The organism is Siansivirga zeaxanthinifaciens CC-SAMT-1, from assembly GCF_000941055.1.
GTDB classification, from domain to species: Bacteria; Bacteroidota; Bacteroidia; order Flavobacteriales; family Flavobacteriaceae; genus Siansivirga; species Siansivirga zeaxanthinifaciens.
This window is the reverse complement of sequence record NZ_CP007202.1, coordinates 2,690,288-2,713,168: the sequence shown is the minus strand read 5'-3', so window position 1 is coordinate 2,713,168 and position 22,881 is coordinate 2,690,288. Positions and strand designations below refer to the sequence as shown.

Annotated in this window: 9 protein-coding genes; 8 read left to right on the top strand and 1 reads right to left on the bottom strand. The window is 35.8% G+C overall.

What is annotated here, in order from left to right; all coding sequences use genetic code 11:
* Positions 1-7 precede the first annotated feature (7 nt).
* Positions 8-382 (bottom strand): hypothetical protein, encoded by a 375-nt coding sequence (locus AW14_RS14525; RefSeq protein ID WP_052647498.1) that lies wholly within the window; start codon positions 380-382, stop codon positions 8-10.
* Between the two features lie 336 nt (positions 383-718).
* Here AW14_RS14525 and AW14_RS12100 point away from each other — a divergent pair, with 336 nt between their 5' ends.
* The 8 genes from AW14_RS12100 to AW14_RS12070 all read left to right on the top strand — a co-directional run bounded on the left by AW14_RS12100 (position 719) and on the right by AW14_RS12070 (position 22,873).
* Positions 719-1,159 (top strand): hypothetical protein, encoded by a 441-nt coding sequence (locus tag AW14_RS12100; RefSeq protein WP_044639054.1) that lies wholly within the window; start codon positions 719-721, stop codon positions 1,157-1,159.
* A 238-nt stretch (positions 1,160-1,397) separates the two neighbouring features.
* Positions 1,398-2,738, top strand: a complete 1,341-nt coding sequence (locus AW14_RS12095; RefSeq protein ID WP_044639053.1) for a hypothetical protein — start codon at positions 1,398-1,400, stop codon at positions 2,736-2,738.
* Positions 2,739-2,886: 148 nt separating this feature from the next.
* Positions 2,887-4,065 carry a gliding motility-associated C-terminal domain-containing protein gene (locus AW14_RS12090; RefSeq protein ID WP_245617590.1) on the top strand — a complete coding sequence of 393 codons (1,179 nt, stop codon included), beginning with the start codon at positions 2,887-2,889 and terminating at the stop codon, positions 4,063-4,065.
* On the top strand, positions 4,028-4,330 hold the full coding sequence (locus AW14_RS15135; RefSeq protein ID WP_245617589.1) for a T9SS type B sorting domain-containing protein: 303 nt from the start codon (positions 4,028-4,030) through the stop codon (positions 4,328-4,330). Before AW14_RS12090 ends, AW14_RS15135 begins: the two co-directional genes overlap by 38 nt.
* A 2-nt stretch (positions 4,331-4,332) precedes the next feature.
* The gene (locus AW14_RS14720; RefSeq protein ID WP_044639052.1) at positions 4,333-6,687 is read left to right on the top strand and encodes a PorP/SprF family type IX secretion system membrane protein; all 2,355 of its coding nucleotides are present in this window, start codon (positions 4,333-4,335) and stop codon (positions 6,685-6,687) included.
* An 85-nt stretch (positions 6,688-6,772) separates the two neighbouring features.
* Complete coding sequence (locus AW14_RS12080; protein ID WP_044639051.1) at positions 6,773-20,605, top strand: T9SS type B sorting domain-containing protein; 13,833 nt, start codon at positions 6,773-6,775, stop codon at positions 20,603-20,605.
* Between the two features lie 41 nt (positions 20,606-20,646).
* Positions 20,647-21,624, top strand: a complete 978-nt coding sequence (locus AW14_RS12075) for a PorP/SprF family type IX secretion system membrane protein (protein ID WP_044639050.1) — start codon at positions 20,647-20,649, stop codon at positions 21,622-21,624.
* A 94-nt stretch (positions 21,625-21,718) separates the two neighbouring features.
* A complete protein-coding gene (locus AW14_RS12070) occupies positions 21,719-22,873 on the top strand; it encodes an MFS transporter (protein ID WP_245617588.1) in 1,155 nt (384 codons plus the stop codon).
* Positions 22,874-22,881: the final 8 nt, after the last annotated feature.

Genomic DNA, 22,881 nt, shown 5'->3' with positions numbered 1-22,881 from the left:
GGTTCAATTAACATTTTGGTGGTGGTGTAGGAGGCGAAATGGACAAATATTTTATTGAAAATTGATAAAATGCAAAATATTGTTTAGCATCTGAAACGGTTATCAAAAATTTTGGAAGTTCAGAATTATAAATAATCATTGGAATTCTTTCCTGCTCGACTACCGGTATTTTTTTATCCTGTTTTTCGGTTTGTTGAGCTTCATTCAGTTGCTGACTTAAGTGGCACTTTCCGTTACAGGTTGACATAGGTTTTTCCTTGTTAATACAAAGCACTTTTGAAATGTATTCGTAATTAACATAATATTCCAAATAGGGCAATAGCGGTCTTATTTCTGCTAAACAGAAAATGATTAAAATTCCTACAGCTATTTTCGGTTTCATTCTAATTATGCCAACAACAAAATACAATCAATCTAAATATATCTTGCCGTAAATTCAGGAAGTAAATATATGTATATTCGTTCATACAAAAAACAACAATACGAATTGTAATTAAAAAATACTACACACTGTATATCTATATAAAAATGAATCAGGCTTTATTTGTTCCTAAAACAATCGCCTTGAGTGTGTTATTACACCATGAAACAACATTATTATTTTATTTGAAATATATTTCTTACCAAAAAATAAATATTTTCAAAAAATACGATAAAATGCTTTTTTTTAACGATTAATTACATATGTTTGTATTATAAAATCCCCTAAACCACAGATATGAACTTAAAAATTATAGTATTTAGTTTCTGTTTATGTACAGGTATTGGCTTTGCCCAAAGTAAAAAAGAAGCCAAAAGTATTATTAGCGAAAAAGTAGCTATTAAAAAATATCATAGTAACGACGAGCTGGAACGCATGCAAAAAGGCGAGTTGTTAACCTTGTATATTGAAAGAATTCAAAGCCTGGTTGAAACGCTACCATATATTGCATTTGCTACCAAGCCAGGAGTTACCATGACTACCTTAGGTATACCAAATACAAACGATAATAGAAAAATATTAGATAGTCAGTTTGAAGCAACAGCCGATTATTTAGAAGCCACAACAGAATTTCAAAAAACCATTTTGCCTTATTCTGATACCAAAAATTTAATTGCCGCCATACTTTTTTACGAAGAGATCATGAAATCGCTTCACGAATACAGCGAATTTCATTAAAAATTTTTTTTTGGTGTAAAATGTAAGTATATAAAGGCTTAAGAGATATTCTTAGGTCTTTTTTTTAAACCTCATTTTTTTATTGTAAAATGGTAGTTTATCGATAAAAATTTTAATGTAAAATGTTAATTTTATGTATTTTATCGAAAAAATTGGTATTTCGTGGGATTTTTTTATACATTCGAACATTAATTCGTTGAAAAATCTTATTTAGTTTTTAATGACAAAAATATTTATCATGAAAAAAGTTACTCTAATCTCATTAATTTTCCTTTTTGTTTTTTCTCAAAATGGATTTGCACAACAGGAAAAAGGAATTGTAGGTAGTAATAACTGGCTATATAACTGGACAGAGTTTAATCCTAATCAAGAAGATTACGATGAACCTACCCAAATATTAACAGGAAACATCACCGAAGATACTAAACTTAGCAAGCGTGAAACGTATTTGCTAGTAGGAAATGTTTTTGTTACCAATAATGCAACCCTTACCATAGAACCTGGTACGGTTATTCGTGGCGATTACGATACGAAAGCGTCGTTAACCATAACAAGAGGAGCTTCTATAATTGCTAAAGGCTTAGAAACCGATCCTATTATTTTTACTTCTAGTAAAACTCAAAAACGTCCTGGCGATTGGGGTGGTATCATTATTCTTGGTAATGCACCGACTAACCGTTTTGGTAATGGTTCGGTAGCGTCTTATTATTCAGATCTAAAAACAGTGTCTTACAGCCACACCAATTTTGGAGGCGACAGCAACGATAGCAATTCTGGTATTATGAAATTTGTTAGAATTGAGTATGCAGGTAAACGTTTAAAAAACAATAAATATGTAAACGGCTTGTTTTTGGCAGGTGTTGGTAACAATACCACTATTAATAATATTATGATTAGTTATGCTGCTGGAAATTCGGTTGAAGTTTGGGGTGGCGATTTGAAATTAAATAAAATAGTGTCTTACAGAGCCAGCACCAACGATTATAAATTTAACTATGGGGCGCAGTGTGTTTTACAAAATTCGTTAGCAGTTAGATCGCCTTTTAGTTCTAACAGTTCAGGATCTAGATGTTTAGAGGTTGCTTCTTTTGAGAAAAAGGAAGAAGTCGATTTTTCTAAATCGGGTACAGTTTTAACTGCTAGGAACTTAACGTTTTACAATGAAAGTGATAATTTAAAAGACGATATAGAAAAAGGATTGGTTAAAGAAGCGGTTTACGTTTCAGAAAATGCTTCATTACATATGGATAAAAGTGTTATTTCAGGTTTTAATCCCGCAGTTATTTTTCAAAATACCATCAGTATCAATCAGTATAACTTAGAAAAAATAAAATTCTCGAACATGTATTTCAATAATTGTAAAGGAAACATTTTTGTTGAAAACAATTCTAATAACGAAGATTTAGAAAACTGGTATGGTAACAGTGCCTTTTTTAATGTGTATTCAAAAAGTCAAGACTCCGAAACCTTTATTGATATAAAAAATAATAAAAGACCCGATTTTAGACTAAGAATTAATAAAATTATTGCAACTAAAGAACAGTTTGCTGCAGAAGATTTAATAATAGAAGATAATTAATAATAACCTTTTAAATTGCTATTCACTCTCATAATTAACTTTTAAATAAATCGCTATTGTAAAACATTAAACTACAGGATTCTTACTTTTTAGGTTGGAATGATAATTCTCTCATTAGAATTTTTATTTAAAAAGAAACTAATTTATTATGAGAAACTTTACTATCATTAATATTGTAGTTTTATTAATTTTTTCATTCACTGAAACGGTTAATTCACAAATAGTAATTAGTAAACCTAACTTAGGTTTTACGCAGGCTTGTGCAAGTCCGTCATTTAATACCTACTATGTTACATTTACTTTTTCTCCCGAAACCGAATTAACAGCAACCAATCAGTTTATTATAGAATTATCAGACGAGGCTGGCAATTTTACCAATCCTACAGTAATTTACACATCTAATCAGGGTGAAATTACCACCTCACCAGCAACCATAGGGTTTTCGTTACCAAATACCATAGCAGGAGAGGCCTTTAAAGTTAAAATAAAAAGCACATCGCCTGTAGCATCTAGCACAGGCTCGAATGCATTTGCGGCTTATTACAAAATACAGGATACGCCATTTTCAATTAATAATTTAGTAGAAACAGGTGTGTATTGTTCTGGCGGTAGTTATTTATTAACCATCGATAATCCGGGTAACGCCGATAACGATTCGCCTTTAAAATATCCTTCGCTTACTTTTAACTGGTACAAAGAAACCAGCGCCACGACCTCGGTTTTTGTAGCTTCAGGTGAAACTTTATCGGTTTCAGAACCTGGTACTTATTTTGCCGAAACCAATTATGGAAGCTGTACTTCCAACTCGTTTTCAAACCGTGTAAAAATATCGGAAGCAACCTCAGGAACCACCAATACAGCCATCAGTTCTAGTTTAGGAAACCCCTATTGTGCTGCCGAAGGTGAAACCACTTTAAGTACCATTAATGGTAGCAGTTACCAGTGGTATAAAGATGGCGAACTCATTGCAGGCGCGACCAGCCAAATGTATAAAACAAGCGAATCGGGTACTTATAATGTTGTGGTTAATTTAGACAGTTGTACATCGACTGCTTCAATAGATTTAGAAACTACCGGATTTTCAAGCAGTATTAATGTTCCTGAAATAAATAATCTAAATGAAGGGGAAACTATAACAGCAACCATAACAACCGATGCTGTAAACCCCGTATTTACTTGGTATTTAAATGACATTGTTATACCTAATGCTTCTGGTAATACCTATACGGCGAGTCAGTTTGGTGTGTATAAAGTGGTAGTAAATCAAACTTCGGGTTGCCAAGCTTCCAATGAATTTACATTTACCCATTACCGAACCATTTCCTAATGTTGAAAAAATTCCAAATCTTATTAGTCCTAATGGCGATGGCATAAATGATACTTGGGTTATACCACAGGCTTATGTAAGTGGCTCTAACACCGAAGTTGTAATTATGACTTCTAGAGGTGAAGTTGTTTTTTCAACCACCGATTATCAAAACAACTGGCCCACCGAACAAATAGGGTTTAATGCTATAAACCCAGTGTACTATTACATAATAACCACAGCTAATAAGCAAGTTAAAAAAGGGTCTATAACCATCGTAAAATAATAATGAAAGGATATCTGCTACATATTATTTTGCTTATTTGCTTTGTGCAACAATTGGTGGCGCAAAATGATGGTGTGGTTTCATTAGATCTTCCGGTTAGGAATTCTTTTAAATTTAATAGATACGCCCTAAACCCAACGTTTAGTTTTGTGAGAGAGCAAAACCGATACCTTAGTTTTACCAACAAAAAACAATGGACGCAGTTTGAAGATGCTCCTCAAACCAATTTATTTAGTTATTCTGGGCGATTAAGTGAAAATTCAGGTATGGGTATTGGCTTATTTCAACAAGATTATGGTGTTTTAACAACCTTTGGAGGTATAGTGAATTTTGCCTATAACGCTGTTTTAGACCGCGATAGTAATCTTACTTTTGGTATGAATTTAGGTGTTTATAACAGCGGAATCAATCAAGGTAGAATTCAAACAAATTTCGACGATCCGTCGCTGCAAAATATCCCATCAAATTTATTGGTAAGTATTAATCCGGGTATTAACTATGGTACCTTGTTTTTAGATTTCGGGGTGTCTTTAAACAATCTGGTAACTTATAATTTTAAAACTTCAGAAATTATTAAAGAAAATCCAGAGCAAAGCATTCAGTTGCATGCCATGTACACGGGCTACTTAGAAACCCGCGGTTTTTTCGATGAAAGTAAATTTTCAACATTGGTTACAACCAATCTTAAAAAAGACAAAACGGTGTTATCGGGTTTGGTAATGCTTACCGTACCTAAAGGCATCTGGGCACAAGCGGGGTATAATACCTTGTATGGTGTTTCAGGCGGACTGGGATTAAACGTAAGCAGTAATATTTCTATAGAATATAATTTTGAAAAGTCTATGGGAGATTTGGTTTCCTTCGGAAATTCGCACGAAATTACACTGGCATACAAATTTAATAAACGAGAACGCTATAATTACAGTGACGATGACCAGGAGGAAGCTTTAATCATTCCGAAGCAAAAAAAGAAACGTTTTATAGCGGCAAAACCTCGAACAACCAAACCAAAACCAACAGCTGTTAAACCAGCAAAAGAAACACCAATAGCTACCGAAAAAGTTGTAGTAGATGAAAAAACTACAGATGAAGATGCTATAGCTAAAGCTGAAGCCGAAGCACTGGCGAAACAACAGGCTTTAGAAGCTGAACAAGCCAAAAAAGCCGAGGAAGAAGCTAACAGACTAAAAGCCATTGCCGATGCGAAAGCCAAAGCCGATGCCTTAGCAAGACAAAAAGCAGCCGAGGCCGCTAGGTTAAAGGCTCAGGAAGACGCTAAAGCAAAAGCAGAAGCCCTCGCTAAAGAAAAAGCAGCAGCCGAGGCTAAAGCAAAAGAAGCGGCTCTGGCTCTGGCACGTAAGCAAGCACTGGAAGCAGAAAATGCTAAAAAACAAGCCGAAGAAGCAGCGCGTTTAAAAGCTGAAGAGGCTGCAAAAATGCAATTAGAACAGGAAGCTGCCAAAGCAAGAGCCGAAGAAAAGCCATTGGATAAGATTGCGCAGTCTATGCAGAATTTAGAGAAAGTAACAGAAGCTTCTAAATTAGAGCAACAAAATTTATTATCTAAATTAAAAGCAACGGTTGCCGTTAAACAAAAAGATTTAAACGATTTAAAAGAAGAAAACGATTTAAGTGAACAAGGCATTTATTCCGAGCCAAAACCATTTAAAAGTGTTTCTGCAGAAAATGCGGCCATCGAAAGTTTAAAAGACGAGTTAGACAACGCCATTAATAATCAGAGAGAAAAAATAGCTCAATTAGAAAAATTATATAGCGAGCGTGTTAAAACCATAAAAACTAAAAACGATTCTATAAATACGTATTACTTAAAAGCGTTAGAGGTATTAAAAACAGAACAAGCGCAAACAACACGAGCTAAAGCAGAATTGGTATCTACTTTAGAAACCATTAAAGTCGCTACCGAAATAGAGCGTAAACGTCGTATTAAACGTGCGGCATACGACAATGCAGAAGCTCGATATAATAAAGACCGAGCGCGTTTAGAAGCGATAAAAAACAACACAGAAATCGCTTCAGCACCTTTAGAGGCTAAAGATTTCGATTTTGGTGATGTGCAAAGTAATAACATACAAATTATTAAAGGTGTTAAAAATGTAAATAGCGATTTTTACTTAGTATTGGCCGTGCATGACGATGTAGAAAAGCGTGATGCCTTTTTAGAAAAAGCAGTGGCTTCTGGACAGAAAAATATTAATTTCTTCTTTGATGTAGCAACAAGTAAGTATTACATCTATTACGAGAGTTTTAATGATTTAGAAAGTGCAAATCAAGCCATGGCACAAAAAGATAGTAAACCATACAATGGAAAAATGTATATGGTGAAAATTGAGAATTAATTTTATGAAATAACCCTAAGTATATCATTTTTTATGATTTAACCCCCAAATCTGAGTCATAGAAATTGTTAAATAATAACCAACCATGAAAAAACCTACTTTATTTAAAATTGGAGTCATTTTTGTATTCTTATTTTTTGGTTTAAATAGTATTGCCCAAAACTATAAACCGTTTACTGCCAGAAAAAATATTGATATAAAAGGGAGTATGTTAGTAATTGGAAATAATATCCTGGGTCAGGATAATTTACCATTTAACGATGCAACCAAAGACAATCAGGATATTTCAATGCAATACATAGATATAGATGCAGATGCTTCTACATTTAGTTCTAGTAGCGCCGAATTGTTGTTACCACCACACGAAGATGGTAGTGCAACAACTTGTTATAGAGTAGCATATGCAGCATTGTATTGGGGTGCAGTTTTGCAAAGTGGGAGTCGATCGGATATTAATAAAGTTAAATTTAAATTACCTGGGGCAAGCACTTATATTGATATTACAGGTGAAGTTGTTTACGATGCTATTGTAGATCCAATTCCTGCCGAAAGAAACGAACCAGGCAATACGCCTTATGCCTGTTACGCCGATGTAACGAATTTATTTACAGGAGTTTCAGATATTGAAGGGTTTTATACAACAGCCAATGTAACATCGAGTTTAGGGTTTAATAATTCAACGGGATTAAGTGCCGGTTGGACGTTATTTATTATTTATGAAGATCCTAGTTTACACACCAAATCCATTACCACTTTCGATGGTTTTGCGCATGTTAATAAAGACCATTTCACGCAGGTTGATGTAACAGGTTTTACAACACCACCTGTTGGCAATATAGATTTACAATTTGCTTATGCAGCCTTAGATGGCGATAGAACCAAGCGTGCTACAAAATTAGAAATTAACGGAAAAGAAGTTACAACGCCATTACGCGGACCAGCCAATAAGTTTTTTGGTTCTGTAATAGAAAATACCAATGGTGTTTCGAATCCTAGAAACCCAGATGGCAGTAACACCTTAGGTTACGATACCGGTTTTTTAGAAATCTTAAATTCAGAACCCGAGTATATAAAAAACAATGTCTCTAATGCTAATTTTTCGCTTCAGGTGGCACCCGGACAAGCAGATCCTATTTTTGCATTTTTTAGTGCTTTTGCAGTCGATATTATTGCACCAGACATTAACTTAACAAAAATCGTAGAAGATGATGCGGGTAATGAAATTGATGGCGATGACGTTTATTTGGGTCAGAATTTATTTTACGAAATATCGTATCAAAGTACAGGAAACGATAATGTTACACAGTTTACTATTAAAGATGCCTTACCACAAAATATAGTTTTTAATCCAGATACCGATCTCGATTTAACCAATGCTGGTGGCGCGACTTTACAATCGTACGACCCCGTAACACGCACCCTTATTTTTAATATTCCAGACACATCTGTAGAGGTGAACGACCCCGTTTTTGTGATACGGATTGCCGTTCAAATAGTTCCCAATTGCTACGATTTAAGTACAGCCTGTTCAAACGAAATTATGAATCAGGCTTTTGCCACATATAGAGGAGTTATAAATACAAATGTAATTCAGGACGAAGGTAGTTTTGCTACCACAGAATGTTTAGGAACGCCAGGTTCTACCAATTTTTTAGTAGATATTTCTAATTGTGAGTTTAAAAGAAATGAAGTGCTTTGTGGCGCTAGCGTTATTTTAAATGCTGCCGATGGGTACGATTCGTATTCATGGTCTAGAAATGCGTCAGGAACACCCGTTATAGGAACCGGACAAACTTTTACGGCTACAGAAACAGGTACTTACTACGTTCAAAACACAACATCGGCTACTTGTGTTTCAATTCAAGAAGAAATAACAGTTATTGCTTATGGAAATACCATTACAAATCCGGTAATACCTTACGCCGATTTAACACCTATTTGTCCGAATGATGGAAAAGTGTTACCCTATATTTTCTTGTGTGGTGCTAATGCCACCCGTTTAATTGAAACAGGTATTAGCGATGCGACTTCAATTATTTGGGAACAGTTAAATGAAGCCAGCTGTGATGCTCAAATTATTGAAGAATGTGCTAACGAAAACCCTGCATGTTCATGGAATCAAGTAGGTACAGGCGCTAATTACACAGCAAATACGTCGGGGCAGTTTAGGTTAGTTATTAATTATCCTGGTGGTTGTTTTAGTATATTTTACTTCAATGTATATCAGAATTTATTAAACCCTACAGCAACGGCAAGAGATATATTATGTACAACTAACGGACAAATTACTGTTGGTGGTGTGCCATCGGGTTACGAATATAGTTTAAATCCTGCCGGGCCATATCAGGCTTCCAATATATTTGATATTGCAACACCGGGTTATTACACCGTGTATATCAGACAGGTTGGTGTCGATACAAATCCTTGTATTTTTTCGGTTCCAGATGTTTATATAAGACAACGTGATTTTACGGTAACTACCATAGTAAATCAGCCTAGCTGTAATGGCGATAAGGGTTCTGTAATATTAGCTGCAAACGATGCTTTACCTCAATATTACTTCAGCATTTCTCAAGGTGGTACTTTAATAAATAGTGTAGGGCCAATTTTAGAAAGTGATTACACATTTGCTAATTTAAACCCAGGCACTTATACTGTTACAGTAACTACAGATGATGGCTGTACATTTACCGAAGATATCACTATAATTAACCCGCCAGTTTTAACTGCTACAGTAGCTTTAACCAAAGCCTTAACTTGTACCGATGGTGAAATTACAGTGTATCCGGTAGGAGGGACACCACCTTACGAGTACTTTGTAAATGGGGCTTCAATTTCTCAAAGCAATCCAGAAATAGCTGTGCCTTCTGCAGGAACTTATAATATTACGGTTGTAGATTTTAATAACTGTTCTACAAATGCTTCTATAGATGTTGTTGGCATCACACCGCCAACATACACTGTAAACCAAACAGATATTTTATGTACGGGCGATAATACGGGTACGATTAATTTCAATGTAACAAATGCCAACGGTTATGCTATAGAATATAGTATTGATAATGGCGTAACCTATACATCAAACCCGACGTTTTACAATTTAACACAAGGCCTTTATCAAGTAGGTATCAAGTATGCTTTAAATGGTGAAGACTGTTTTAGTACTTTCGAAGATTTAGTAATTACAGAGCCTAATACAGGATTAACAGCTTCGGCAGGCGTTTCAGAATTAGCTGGTTGCGGACCGGCAGGCGAGGGTAAAGTACGTATTACAAATCCGCAAGGCGGAACACCGCCTTTCGAGTATAGTTTCGATAATCAAACCACATGGGTAACTACCAATGAAGCTTATTTACCTTCGGGAACCTATACCTTATATATTCGCGATGCTAACGGATGTATTTATTCCATGCCAGGTATTATAATAGATCCACAGCCTATTGCACCAACAATTAGTGTGTCAGATCCCGATTATAACTGTGATGGGACAGGAAATACCACGGTAACCGTAACTAACTCAAGTTCGAATACGTATTCTTTTGGGTATTTATTAGATGGTGTTGAAAATCCAAATCTTGCCGATCCTAAAACGTTTTTAAATGTTTCTGAAGGTAATCACACCATAAGTGTTACTTATAAATTAGAAACCGTACCAACCTATAGTAATTTATTGTTTGAAGATTTTGGTTCTGGTCCCGATGTAACATCGCCAGGTATTAATCCGAATTTCTGTTTTGAAAGACAAGTTGAAGCTACCAAATGTAACGGCAATCGACTTTTTGGTAATGGCGAGTATACCGTTACTAACGAACTTAGAAACAATCCTTATATAGGATGGTGGAATCCTGTAGATCATACCACAGGAAGTATTCCAGGTCGATTTTTAGCTGTTGATGCTGGATTTGCCATACCAAACAACGCGGTAGTTTATAGAAAACGTATCTACGATATTATTCCTAATCAGCCCATACAAGTGCGTTTCTTTGCTACAAACTTATTAAAAGTAGGAAATACACAACCCGATGCCTCTTTAACTGTAGAATTACAAGATAGTAATGGTGTGGCTTTATCATCTGAATCTACTGGTGGTATTCCAAAAACCAATGGCTGGGTAGAATTTAATAAAACCATAAATCCGGGAAATAATACAACACTAGATTTTGTGTTACGTTTAGAAATTGCCCAAGTTAATGGTATTGATTTTGCGGTTGATGATATAGAAGTATATCAATTACCATCTACTTGTATCACTCAAGAAGATTTTCCATTTATTATTCAGTCTGGGCAAGCATTTTCAGCTGAAATACTTAGTAGTTCAAATGTTAATTGTTCTGGGGATGTAGATGGTTCTATAACCGTTTCAGCACAAAATTTTGATCCTGTAAACGGATTTGATTATTCATTAGATAATGGAGCAACTTGGATAAATCAATTAACATCTCCATTTACCATTTCAAATTTAAATGAAGGAACCTATACGATTCAAGTGCGTTATGATGATGCACCAAATACCTGTAGCGTTTCGTTGTCTCAAACCATTACAGCGCCAACGCCTTTAAGTGTTTCGGCAACTGCTACGCCTATAACATGTTTAACAGGGTCGACGGTTACTGTAACTGCATCAGGCGGAACACCAGCATACAATTATGAATTATTAGATGCAGCCACTTTAAGTTTAGTTTCAGCAATACCAAATAATGGTATTTTAACCGATGTGGCGGCAGGGAATTATATTGCACGCGTTACAGATACTAACGGATGTACAGCAACCACCCCAATTAATATTGTTGCCAACACTCCTTTAACCGCAAATATTATAAATGCTGACTATTGTTTTGATGCTTCTAACGGTGCATCATTGGAAGTATTAGCAGCAGGTGGACAAGCTCCTTATGAATACAATATCAACGGAAGCGCTTATCAAGCGTCACCAATCTTCAATAATTTAATACCAGGAACCTACGATATTATTGTTAGAGATGCCTACGGATGTGACGTTATACTACCAACAGAAGTTATTGCATCTCAGGTTGCAGTTTCTGTTGAATTAACCAAAGCTTTGGATTGTTCTGCATCACCCGAAGCAGTCATATCTGGAACTATTTCTGAAGGGTATGCACCTTATACAGTAACATTATTACAAGGAACCGGCAGTGTTGTTTTAACTGGAAATACCTTCACCTTAAACACTGCAACAGATGGCTCGTATCAATTTGAAGTTACCGATGCTCAAGGTTGTAAAGTTGCATCGAATGTAATAAACATTAATGCACTTACAACACCAACAGTAACAACCAATACAACACAAGTAACCTGTAATGGAGATTCAGATGGCACGTTGCAATTACTTGCTTCAGGGGGTTCTGGAGGCTATACGTTTAGCAGTGATAATGTGAATTTTTCAACCAATAATATGTTTAGTGGGTTAACAGCAGGGACCTATACTTTTTATGTTCAGGATAGTAATAATTGTACTAATTCTGTAACCGTAACTATTACAGAACCAACAGCAATAACGGCCACTGCAAGCGCAACCGCTTTTAGCTGTAGCACTACCAATACAAGTTTAAATGCGACTATAACAATTGATGTGCCTACTACAGGAACGCCGCCATACACATATAGTTTTAATGGTGGGTCGTCTTTTACCTCACAAAATACTTTAACAGTAACCGATAACGGAACAGTTCAAACATTTTCGTATGTTGTTAGAGATGCCAACGGATGTTTAACAGCGCCACAGGATATTACATTACAGCCTTTAAATGCTCCAACAGATTTATCTTTTGTAGTTACAGATGTTACGTGTCTTACTCCAGAGGCCACCGCAACGTTAACGGCTACCAATGGCGTTGGTATTTTACAATATGAAACCATAGCGCCTTCACCTATTGTAATTGCGCCACAAACGTCTAATATCTTTAATAACCTAGTACCGGGAACTTATATTTTTAGAGTAACTGATGCTAATGGTTGTTATTACACAGAATCTTATACCATTAATCCGGTAACCAATATTAACGTTACGAGTTTAAAATTAAGCGATGTGCTTTGTAATGGCGATTCCACAGGAGCAGTGCAATTCAACGTTTCCGGATTTGCCTCTACTTATGCTTACACCATTAATGGAGGAACACCTGTTACTGGTCAAACTAATGCAACTATTACATTATCAGGGTTAGCTGCCGGGTCACAAGTTATTACTTTAACCGATGAGGTTACGGGCTGTGTTGCCACAGAAACGGTTATAATTACAGAGCCAGCGTTACCTTTATCTGTTACCGCAACAGCAACCAATGTGTATTGTAATAATGACGCATCGCAAATTACAATAACTGCTGCGGGAGGAACACCTGTTTACACGTATGCAGCAGTAAGTTCTGGCTTAACCCCGAACGCAGCAGATTATACAAGTTCCAATATTTTAAATGTTGATACCAATTTGGCAACAGATATGGTTTGGGATGTATATGTTAAAGATGCTAATGGTTGTGAAACCTTTACAACCGTAACTATTATTGAAGAAGCCTTACCAACGGTTACCGCTCCATCAGTATCCAATCAGTGTTCGGTAAGTTCTGGTTTTACTTTTACCGTTTCGGGAACTGGTGTAGCACCTTTAGCTTATAGTATTAATGGGGGAGTTACTTTCCAATCGAGCCCAACATTTGTAGTTAATGCTCCAGGAAATTATACCATAACCATTAGAGATGGAAATGGCTGTACAGCTACTAGTGTGACTACAACCGATATTTATCCGCCATTAACTGCAAACGTTTTATTAACTAAAGATATAACTTGTTCGGCACCTGCTGAAGCTTCCATAACTATTTCAGTTTCTGGCGGGAATGCTCCATATACCTATGAAGTAAGTAATGATGGTGGTTCGACCTATTCAAATATCTCGGGATCTCCTTTTACAACGTCTGTAGCTGGTACCTATCAATTTAGAATTACCGATGCTAATGGATGTAATATTGTTACTAATGCTGTTACAGTTACCGATGCTGTCAATCCGGTAATTTTAAATGTTACGCAAACACAATTTATTTCTTGTAGTAATGAAGAGTCGGCCGCTATTGATGTAAGCATCGATACGTCATCTGGATTAGCACCTTTTGTAATTAATGTAACAAATACTACCACAGGAACTAATTATGGCACTCAAACATCGGGCTTAGCAGCTGGTAATTATGTAATTACTGTAACCGATGCTAAAGGTTGTGAAGCTACTCAAACAACAAGTATTCTTGAACCTACACCAATTGTATTAGATTTTGATGTGGACCCAATTACTTGTGGCACAGGAGGTGTTTCATTAGGACAAATAATAATTAACAGCGTAAGTGGTGGTACTCCAAATTATACTTATCATGTAACTGGAGTAAATGGTTATAATCAAGAATTAACCAACCAAACAGGTACAACACAAGTTTTTGAAGTTGTAGATTTTGGTTTATATGAAATTATTATTACCGATGCTAATGGATGTTCTTATAGAGAACAAAATATATTAGTGGCATCGCCACCAGACGATTTAGATATTAATATAAGTGCAACGGCAAACTGTTTAACAGGAGGAACTGCCGAGGTTTCAATTGGAACTACATTAAGTGGTAGTGGTCCGTATCGTTTTGCTATTTATACTGGTCCGGGAATGCAATATAACCCGCCAACTACCGCGCCTTGGCAAGATGAAGATACTTCAAAACATACAACGTTTACAAATTTAATTCCAGGTGCTACGTATACATTTATTGTTTTTGATGAGTTAACCGATTGTTATTATTATGAAACATCAAATGTTCCGGTGCCTACCAATTCTACGTTAAGTACTACTGCGGTTGTAGCTAATAACATTACTTGTAAAGGTAGTGCCGATGGTTCGGTAAGTTTTGATATAAACAGCATATATTTAACAGATACGAATGTAAATTATGAAATATATAATTCGCAATCGTTAACCACTACAGGTATTTCAGGTTCTGGTAATGTTCCAGCTAACGGAACCTTATCGGTGAGTAATTTAGGGCCTCTTGATTTTGGAAATTATGTTGTTGTTATCGAGGAAACTTCGGGAGCAAACGCAGGTTGTAGTGTTGTAACAGCCACATTTAATATTACAGAATCGGCTATAGATTTAAGTTTAACTGCTGCGTCAACCAAAAATGAAAACTGTAACGAATTAGGTGTAATTACCGCCATTGCTCAAAACGGAACGTCTCCTTATCAATACCAAGCAGTTGTAACGGGTAATCCTGTAGTAGATACTAATTGGAATTCCAGCAATACCTTTAATCTTCCTGCGGGCGATTATGATATCTACGTTAGAGATGCTTATGGTTGTATTAAATCCGTAACTGAAACTATAATTTTAGATCCGTTACCAACAATTAATCCTGTTGCAGCACAGTGTTTCGATGGTACACCTTTAAACATTACTTTAGTAGAAGGTTCAGGTTTAGCAATAGCACCATTAACTTATAGTATTGGGGGAGCTTACCAATCAAATCCTAATTTCATATTAACTGCTGCAGGTAGTTATACTGTAAGTATAAAAGACGGTAATGGTTGTATGGTTTCTGATACCTATGTGGTTAATCCGCCGTTATTGTTAGATGCCGTATTGTCTAAGGAATTAGATTGTACAGTAACTCCAGATGCTATTATCGATTTAACACCTTCAGGTGGCACAGGCGTTGGTCCATATAGTTACGAAGTTAATTTTAATAATACAGGCTATGTTTCCATTGCAAGTGCTTCATACACAGCAACCACTAATGGAACATATCAATTTAGAGTCACTAATTCGCAATCCTGTACAGCAGAATCGGCTGTTATTACGGTTGAAGCTCCAGTAACGCCAACAATTACAACAGCACAAACCAATGTTTCTTGTAATTTGGGTGCAGACGGAAGCATTATTGTAACTCCAACAGCAGGCGTACCTCCATTTGAATATAGTATTAATGGTGGTGCCTTTCAAGCTTCAAATGCATTTTATGGTTTGTCTGCGGGCACTTATAATATAGTTGTTAGAGATAGTAAATCATGTGAATCTTTACCTATCTCAGTAACCATAACAGAACCAACTCCAGTATCTGGAAGTGGTATTTTAACACAGGGATTAACTTGTGGTGTTGGGAATGCAACACAACCGGCAACAGTAACGATTACAGGCATTGGAGGAACAGCACCTTATACCTATAGTTTTGATGGAGGTATAAATTATACGTCTACAAACATCTTCAATACATATAATTCTGGAACCGTTTCCGTGTTTGTAAAAGATGCTAATGGATGTATTAGTACAACTTCAGTAGATGTTTTAGTTCCTGCTTTAGATGCGCCAACCGATTTAGATTTTTCGGCAACCGATATTACATGTGTTAATACTACCAGCGATATAAGCCTAACGCCTACAAATGGTACTGCACCATTTACGTATGAAATTGTATCACCAGTAGCAAGTGCCACTTCAAATACAACAGGTGTATTTAATGGTTTGGCTCCCGATACTTATGTGTTCACAGTTACCGATGTAAACGGATGTTATTACACAGAATCGTATACAATAACACCAGTTACAAATATTTCGGTTTTTGGTTTATTAGCAAATAATGTAAGTTGTACCGGTGGTAATGATGGTGCAGTAGATTTTAATGTGTCTAATTTTTCTGGAACTTATAGCTATACTATTAATGGTGGATCGCCAATAACAGGACAAACCAATGCCGTTATTAATCTTACAGGGCTAACAGCAGGAAATCAAACCATTGTTGTTACCGATGACCTTACAGGTTGTACGGCTACAGCAAGCATTAATGTTAGTGAACCTGTTTTGCTTTCACTTACTGAAACCAATAATATCAATGCTAATTGTAATGCCGATGCACAAGTAACTGTAGAAGCTTCAAATGGTACAGCGCCTTATCAATATGCTTTTGTTCAAGATGGTGTGACACCAACAGTATCAGATTACACGAATTCAGCAACAGCGGTATTAAATCCTTCAACAAATACAAACTGGGATGTTTGGGTTTTAGATAGTAAGGGATGTACGGCTCAAATAGATGTTGTTATTTCTAACGATGCATTACCAAGGGTTGATGTGCCAGTATTGGCTGCAAATCAATGTAATTTAAATGGCGATGCCTTTACATTTACTGTTACAAATCCGTCAGGCATAGCACCGTTTGAATATTCTATCGGAAATGGTTTTCAAACGAGTCCAACCTTTACGGTAACAAATCCAGGAACTTATAATGTTACTATAAAAGATGCTAACGGTTGTACGTTTACAAACACGACTCCAATTACAATTTATGCACCTTTAAATATTTCGGCTGCTATAAATGCATTACCAAGTTGTACTAATAATGATGGCGAAATTACAGTAACTGGTTTTGGAGGTTCTGGCAATTATACCTTTGCTATTAGTCCTTCAGCGGCTATCACGCAAACAGGCAATGTGTTTTCTGGTTTAGCAGCGTTAACTCCATATACAGTAACCATTACAGATGTTGTTACCAATTGTACCAATACGGTAAATGTTAATTTAGATGCTCCAACACCTGTTAGTTTTACAACCACAACTACAGCTGTAAGTTGTGCAGGAAGTTCAGATGGGTCTATTATTGTTAATTTAGATGCCTCAAATAATAATCCGTTGTACACGTATGCGATTATAGCTGGTCCAACAACCTATCCTTCGCAAGCTTCAAATATATTTACAGGTTTAGCTGCGGGTAACTATACTGTTGAGGTAACTTCGGGAAGAAGTTGTACAGCTATAGAAATTGTAACAGTTGCAGCACCAAACTCTATTGTAGTTTCGGCACCAACAGTTCAAGAATATGCTTGTACTGCCAATACCAATACATCTACTTATGCTTCTATAAGTGTTACGGGTGTTACAGGTGGTTTAGGAAATTATACAAAATATGAATTTATTAGAGATGCCGATGGCGTTATTGTTCAATCGGGCTCTAATAATGTGTATACCATTCCAAACCTTTTGGGAGGATCTTTCACTATAAATGTGTACGACGATAATGGCTGTTTAGGAACTACAACTGCAACCGTTAATCCGTTTATATCTTTAGATGATTTATTAGTTACTATCGATCAAGGTATTACTTGTACGAATGATGAAGATATCACGGTATCTGTTACAACAACAGGCGGAAACCCAGCTAATTTATTGTTTACTCTAGAAGATGCCAACGGAATCTTATCAACACAAACCAATAATACAGGCGTTTTCACAGCCTTACCAATTGGAAATTATATCATCACTGTTGAAAATGTAGATACGGGATGTAGTTTACAAACGGTTCATTATGTTAATAATCCGAATACATTCGATATTATAATCGATAATGTGGTAGATGTTACCTGTTTTAGTGATATTGATGGTCGTGTGGATGTAACTTTTGTAGATTTAGTAGATACACCTACAAATGATGCTGGTCCGTTTACATATACCGTTGTTAACAATTTAGGGGTTACAGTTTCATCTGGCACAACTACCAATGCAGGCTCTGTTTCTATTACAGGTTTAGCTTCGGGAACTTATACGTTAAATGCGACTTTAACAAACACACCATTTTGTTCGGTTACCAAAAACTTTACAATTACAGCCCCAACAGCTGCTTTAGCAATAACAACGTCTTTTACAGAAATTACCTGTATTAGCGGTAATAACGATGGGGCTATTTCGGCAACTGCTACTGGTGGTTGGCCAGGTGGATACGAATATCAATTAGAAACTACAGGCGGATTGGTTGTAACTCCTTTTGGAACCGCAAGTAATTTTACTGGTTTAAGCGCAGGGGATTACATAGTAAGCGTGAGAGATAGTAAAGGCTGTCTGGCATCTATGAATATTCAATTGGTTAATCCGACACCAATTACGTTAACAGCATCAGCAGACATTACAATGTTAAATTGTTTTGGAGATACCAATGCGACGATAACGGTTACTAATGTTAATGGCGGACAAGGAAGTAATTACACCTATACTTTAAATACTATTTTACCAGTTGCTAGTGCTTCAGGTCCACAAACGTCGCCAGTATTTTCTGGTTTAGGAGCAGGAACTTATAATGTAACCGTAACAGATGGTTATAATTGTAGTGAAACATCTGTTGATATTGTAATAACAGAACCAAGCCAAATCATAGCTTCGTTAGTTAAAGCAACTTCACAAACGTGTTTAACAGGTTCTGCATTAACTTTATCTGCAACCGGAGGAACAGGAGCTTATGAGTACAGCGATTCACCTTCTTTTACAAACGTTTTAGGTAATTTCACTTCATCTGTAACCATTAATCTACCTGTTGGTAGTACGGGTACTTTTAGATATTATGTGAGAGATACCAATGGTTGTACATCGAATGTTTCAAACGATATTACTATAGATCCTTTACTACCATTAACTATAGATATAGACGATTCTAACGCTAAAATTAATTGTGCTGGAGATACTACAGGTGTTATTGTTGCAACAGCGCAGGGCGGTTTAGGCAATTATACCTACACGTTACAAGATGCTGCTGGTAATGATATTTTAACCGCAACACAAAACAGTCCCGGAGTATTTACAAATTTACCAGTTGGTACTTATCAAGTTTTTGTAACCAGTGGTGATTGTGAAGAAACATCTAATACGGTAACTATTGCAGAACCATCAAATCCTTTATTGGTTAATTACACAACCACCGATGTTACTTGTAATGGTGGTAATGATGGAGTTTTAGAGATATCGGCTACCGGAGGAACAGGCATAGTTAAATATGCTATATCGCCTCAAATGAATCAGTTTTTTGAGGAACCTATTTTCGAAAATCTGGCTCCAGGCACTTATCAAGCTATTGCTCAAGATGAATTAGGATGTTATGTTTTAATCGATTTCACCATCGATCAACCTTCACCTGTAATAGTAAGTATTGTGCCAAATTCAATTTTACCAGAATATTGTGATGGCGATATGAATGGCGAATTTTCAATAGAAATTTCGGGAGGTGTGTTACCTTACAGTGTTGCGTTAGACGATATTAATGGTGCTTACACTACAGGAACAGCAACGCAAACACAATTTGATTTCAATAATTTAAGTGGTGGCGATCATATTGTTTATGTTCGTGATGCGCAAGGTTGTGAATCGGAATGGAATATAACCTTCCCTGAAGCGGTGAAAATTGTTTCGGAAGTATTTGTAGAATATGGCTGTACCAGCAACTTGTCAACTAACAGCGTCATTGTTGTTGTAGACCCTAATTTTGTAGATGTCACCGAATTAGATTATTCATTGGATGGCGGCGCTTATCAATCGAGCAACGAATTTTTAAATGTGCCTCCGGGATTAAATCATTTTATTGATATCAGACATAGTAATGGCTGTATTCAACAAACTCAAACCTTCGATGTTAGTCAATACGAACCATTACAATTATCACTTGAAAATGGTGGTTTAAATGAAATTTTAGCTGTAACAACTGGCGGAACAGGTGATTACACTTATACTTTAAATGGCGAGTCTTACGGAAGTACCAATACATTTATTATTTATGAATCTGGTAACTATATAGTTACTGTAACCGATAGTAACGGATGTTTTGCTTCGGCAACCAAATATTTTGAATATATTGATGTTTGTATACCTAACTATTTCACACCAAATGGTGATGGTGTTCAAGATGGATGGGGACCTGGTTGTACTTCGCAATACAAAGATTTAACATTTAATATTTTTGATAGATATGGCCGTAAAGTAGCTACCTTAAAAGTTGGAGAAAAATGGGATGGAAAATACAATGGTGTAGAACTTCCAACAGGCGATTATTGGTATGTAGTTAAACTTAACGACGAAAAAGATGATAGGGAATTTGTTGGACATTTTACCCTGTACAGATAATAATTATTTTAATGGTTTAAGCCCCAAAAACTATAAATAAGATGCGAAAAATAATCATATATATATCCCTAATCATCACTACCTACGGTTTTGGTCAGGAACTTAATTTGCCGGTATTTACACAATATCTGGCAGACAACAATTTTGTGGTGTCACCAACCTATGCGGGTATTGGAGACAACTTAAAACTTAGAGCCAATGGCTTAACGCAATGGGTAGGTATAAAAGGCGCTCCAGATAACCAGTCGTTTTATGCCGATTTCAGATTGGCAAGTCGTTCGGGAATAGGGGTGTCTGTTTATAACGACCGTAATGGTAATACCATTCAAACGGGTGCTAAATTTTCGTTTGCGCATCATTTAGTATTAGATTATTACTCGAAACAATACCTGTCTTTTGGTATTTCTTATAACATTAATAATTTCAAAATAGATATTAATAATTTTAATACCACTTACGAAAATCCTATTATAGATCCTTTTGTTACAGATAACAGAGCAACCAATAATAATAACTTTGATGTGGGTGCACTTTATAGAAACAAAGGATTCTTTTTAAGTTTTAACGCAAATAATATTTTAGAAAAGAAGTTTGACGAAGACCTAAGAGTTGCCGAACCTAGGTTATTGTTAAACTATCAAATTTATTCGGGTTACACCTTTAATGGTGCAAAAGGTACTGGTTTAGAATTTGAACCATCGGTTTATTACCAAATGTTTAGCAGCGATAAACGTTCGAGTACCGATGTTAATTTTAAGTTTAGAAAATATAATAGAAATGAAGATTATTACTGGGCTGGAATTTCGTATCGTTTTTTAAATGATCAATTTTTAAAACCTTTAAATGTAGGTCCTATGATGGGGTTTAAAAAATCGGTGTTTTATTTTGGCTATGCTTATCAAATTACAACCAATGAGTTATCGGCGTTTAATTCTGGAACTCACGTTATAACCATAGGATTAGACTTTTTACGTGGCATAAGTAACTGTCCGTGTACAGAAAGTCCTGTGCATTATTAATTGAAATTTCTATGTTTTAAAGTTGAGGTTGTACTACATTTGCATCGAAATGAAAGTATTCTTTTTTACATGAAAGAATGACTTATTTTAGAATGTGAATTTTATAGATTTAAGAGCTAAGCAACGCATTGCTTTAAGTACTTATTTTTTTTTATCGGGCATTTGTTTTGCAACCTGGGCATCGAGAATACCAACGATTAAAACTTTTTTTAACTTGAATGATGCCGAACTAGGTACCATTTTAATTGCTATGCCTGTAAGCTCTTTAATTGGTTTACCTATTTCTGGTTGGTTGGTTTCAAAATTTGATAGCCGCATCCCTTTAATTTTTGCCTTTGTATTTTTTGCTGTTTCTTTAGCATCTATTGGATTTGCAACCTCTACTTTTGCTCTGGTTTTATCAATTTCGGGGTTTGCTTTTTGTTTACGAATTTTAAATATTTCTATAAACACTCAATCTATTACTTTACAAAAAAAGTATGAAAAGCGCGTTGTAGGTGCGTTTCACGGATTATGGAGTACAGGAGGTGTAATTGGTGTTGCTTTTTCAACACTTATGGTAAAATTTAATGTGCCCATTCATATCCACATGCTTGGAATTGCCATTTTCGGATTAATAGTTGCCTTAATAACGTTCAGATTTACTTTAAAAAACGACAAATCGCCTTCTGGAAATAAATTAATTATTAGCAAACCCGACCCTTATATTATGTTTTTAGGGATTTTAATATTTTTTGGTGCCGTTTGTGAAGGGGGTATGTTCGATTGGAGCGGTGTTTATTTTAAAGAGGTTTTAAAAGAAGATGTTTTTACCTATGGTTATTTAATGTTTATGATTACCATGGCATTATCTCGTTTCTTTTCGGATAGATTGGTAAGCGGTATAGGGATTTTAAAGACTTATTTTTTAAGTGGTTCTCTAATAACTACAGGGATATTAATCGCTGTTGTTTTTCCTCAATTCTGGACGGCTTTATTTGGCTTTTTATTAGTTGGTTTTGGTACGGCTGCTATTTTTCCGGTAACGATGTCGTTAGCAGGTTTGTCGAAAAAATATTCTCCAGGGATGGCAATTTCAATAGTAACGACATACGCTATTTTAGGCATGCTTATTGGTCCGCCATTAATAGGCTATTTATCCCATGCTTTTGGGTTAGAAAAAGCCTTTTTACTTTTCGTATTAATAGGGATATTATTTATTCCGGTATCGAATAAGATGTTTAAGTTAAAAGTGCAGCAACAGGAATAAATTAAAGC

Bases quoted from the DNA above. Each gene is read 5' to 3' on its own strand.
- AW14_RS12075 (WP_044639050.1), top strand. From the start codon at position 20,647: ATGCGAAAAATAATCATATATATATCCCTAATCATCACTACCTACGGT.
- AW14_RS12080 (WP_044639051.1), top strand. From the start codon at position 6,773: ATGAAAAAACCTACTTTATTTAAAATTGGAGTCATTTTTGTATTCTTA.
- AW14_RS14720 (WP_044639052.1), top strand. From the start codon at position 4,333: ATGAAAGGATATCTGCTACATATTATTTTGCTTATTTGCTTTGTGCAA.
- AW14_RS12095 (WP_044639053.1), top strand. From the start codon at position 1,398: ATGAAAAAAGTTACTCTAATCTCATTAATTTTCCTTTTTGTTTTTTCT.
- AW14_RS15135 (WP_245617589.1), top strand. From the start codon at position 4,028: ATGAATTTACATTTACCCATTACCGAACCATTTCCTAATGTTGAAAAA.
- AW14_RS14525 (WP_052647498.1), bottom strand. From the start codon at position 382: ATGAAACCGAAAATAGCTGTAGGAATTTTAATCATTTTCTGTTTAGCA.
- AW14_RS12090 (WP_245617590.1), top strand. From the start codon at position 2,887: ATGAGAAACTTTACTATCATTAATATTGTAGTTTTATTAATTTTTTCA.
- AW14_RS12100 (WP_044639054.1), top strand. From the start codon at position 719: ATGAACTTAAAAATTATAGTATTTAGTTTCTGTTTATGTACAGGTATT.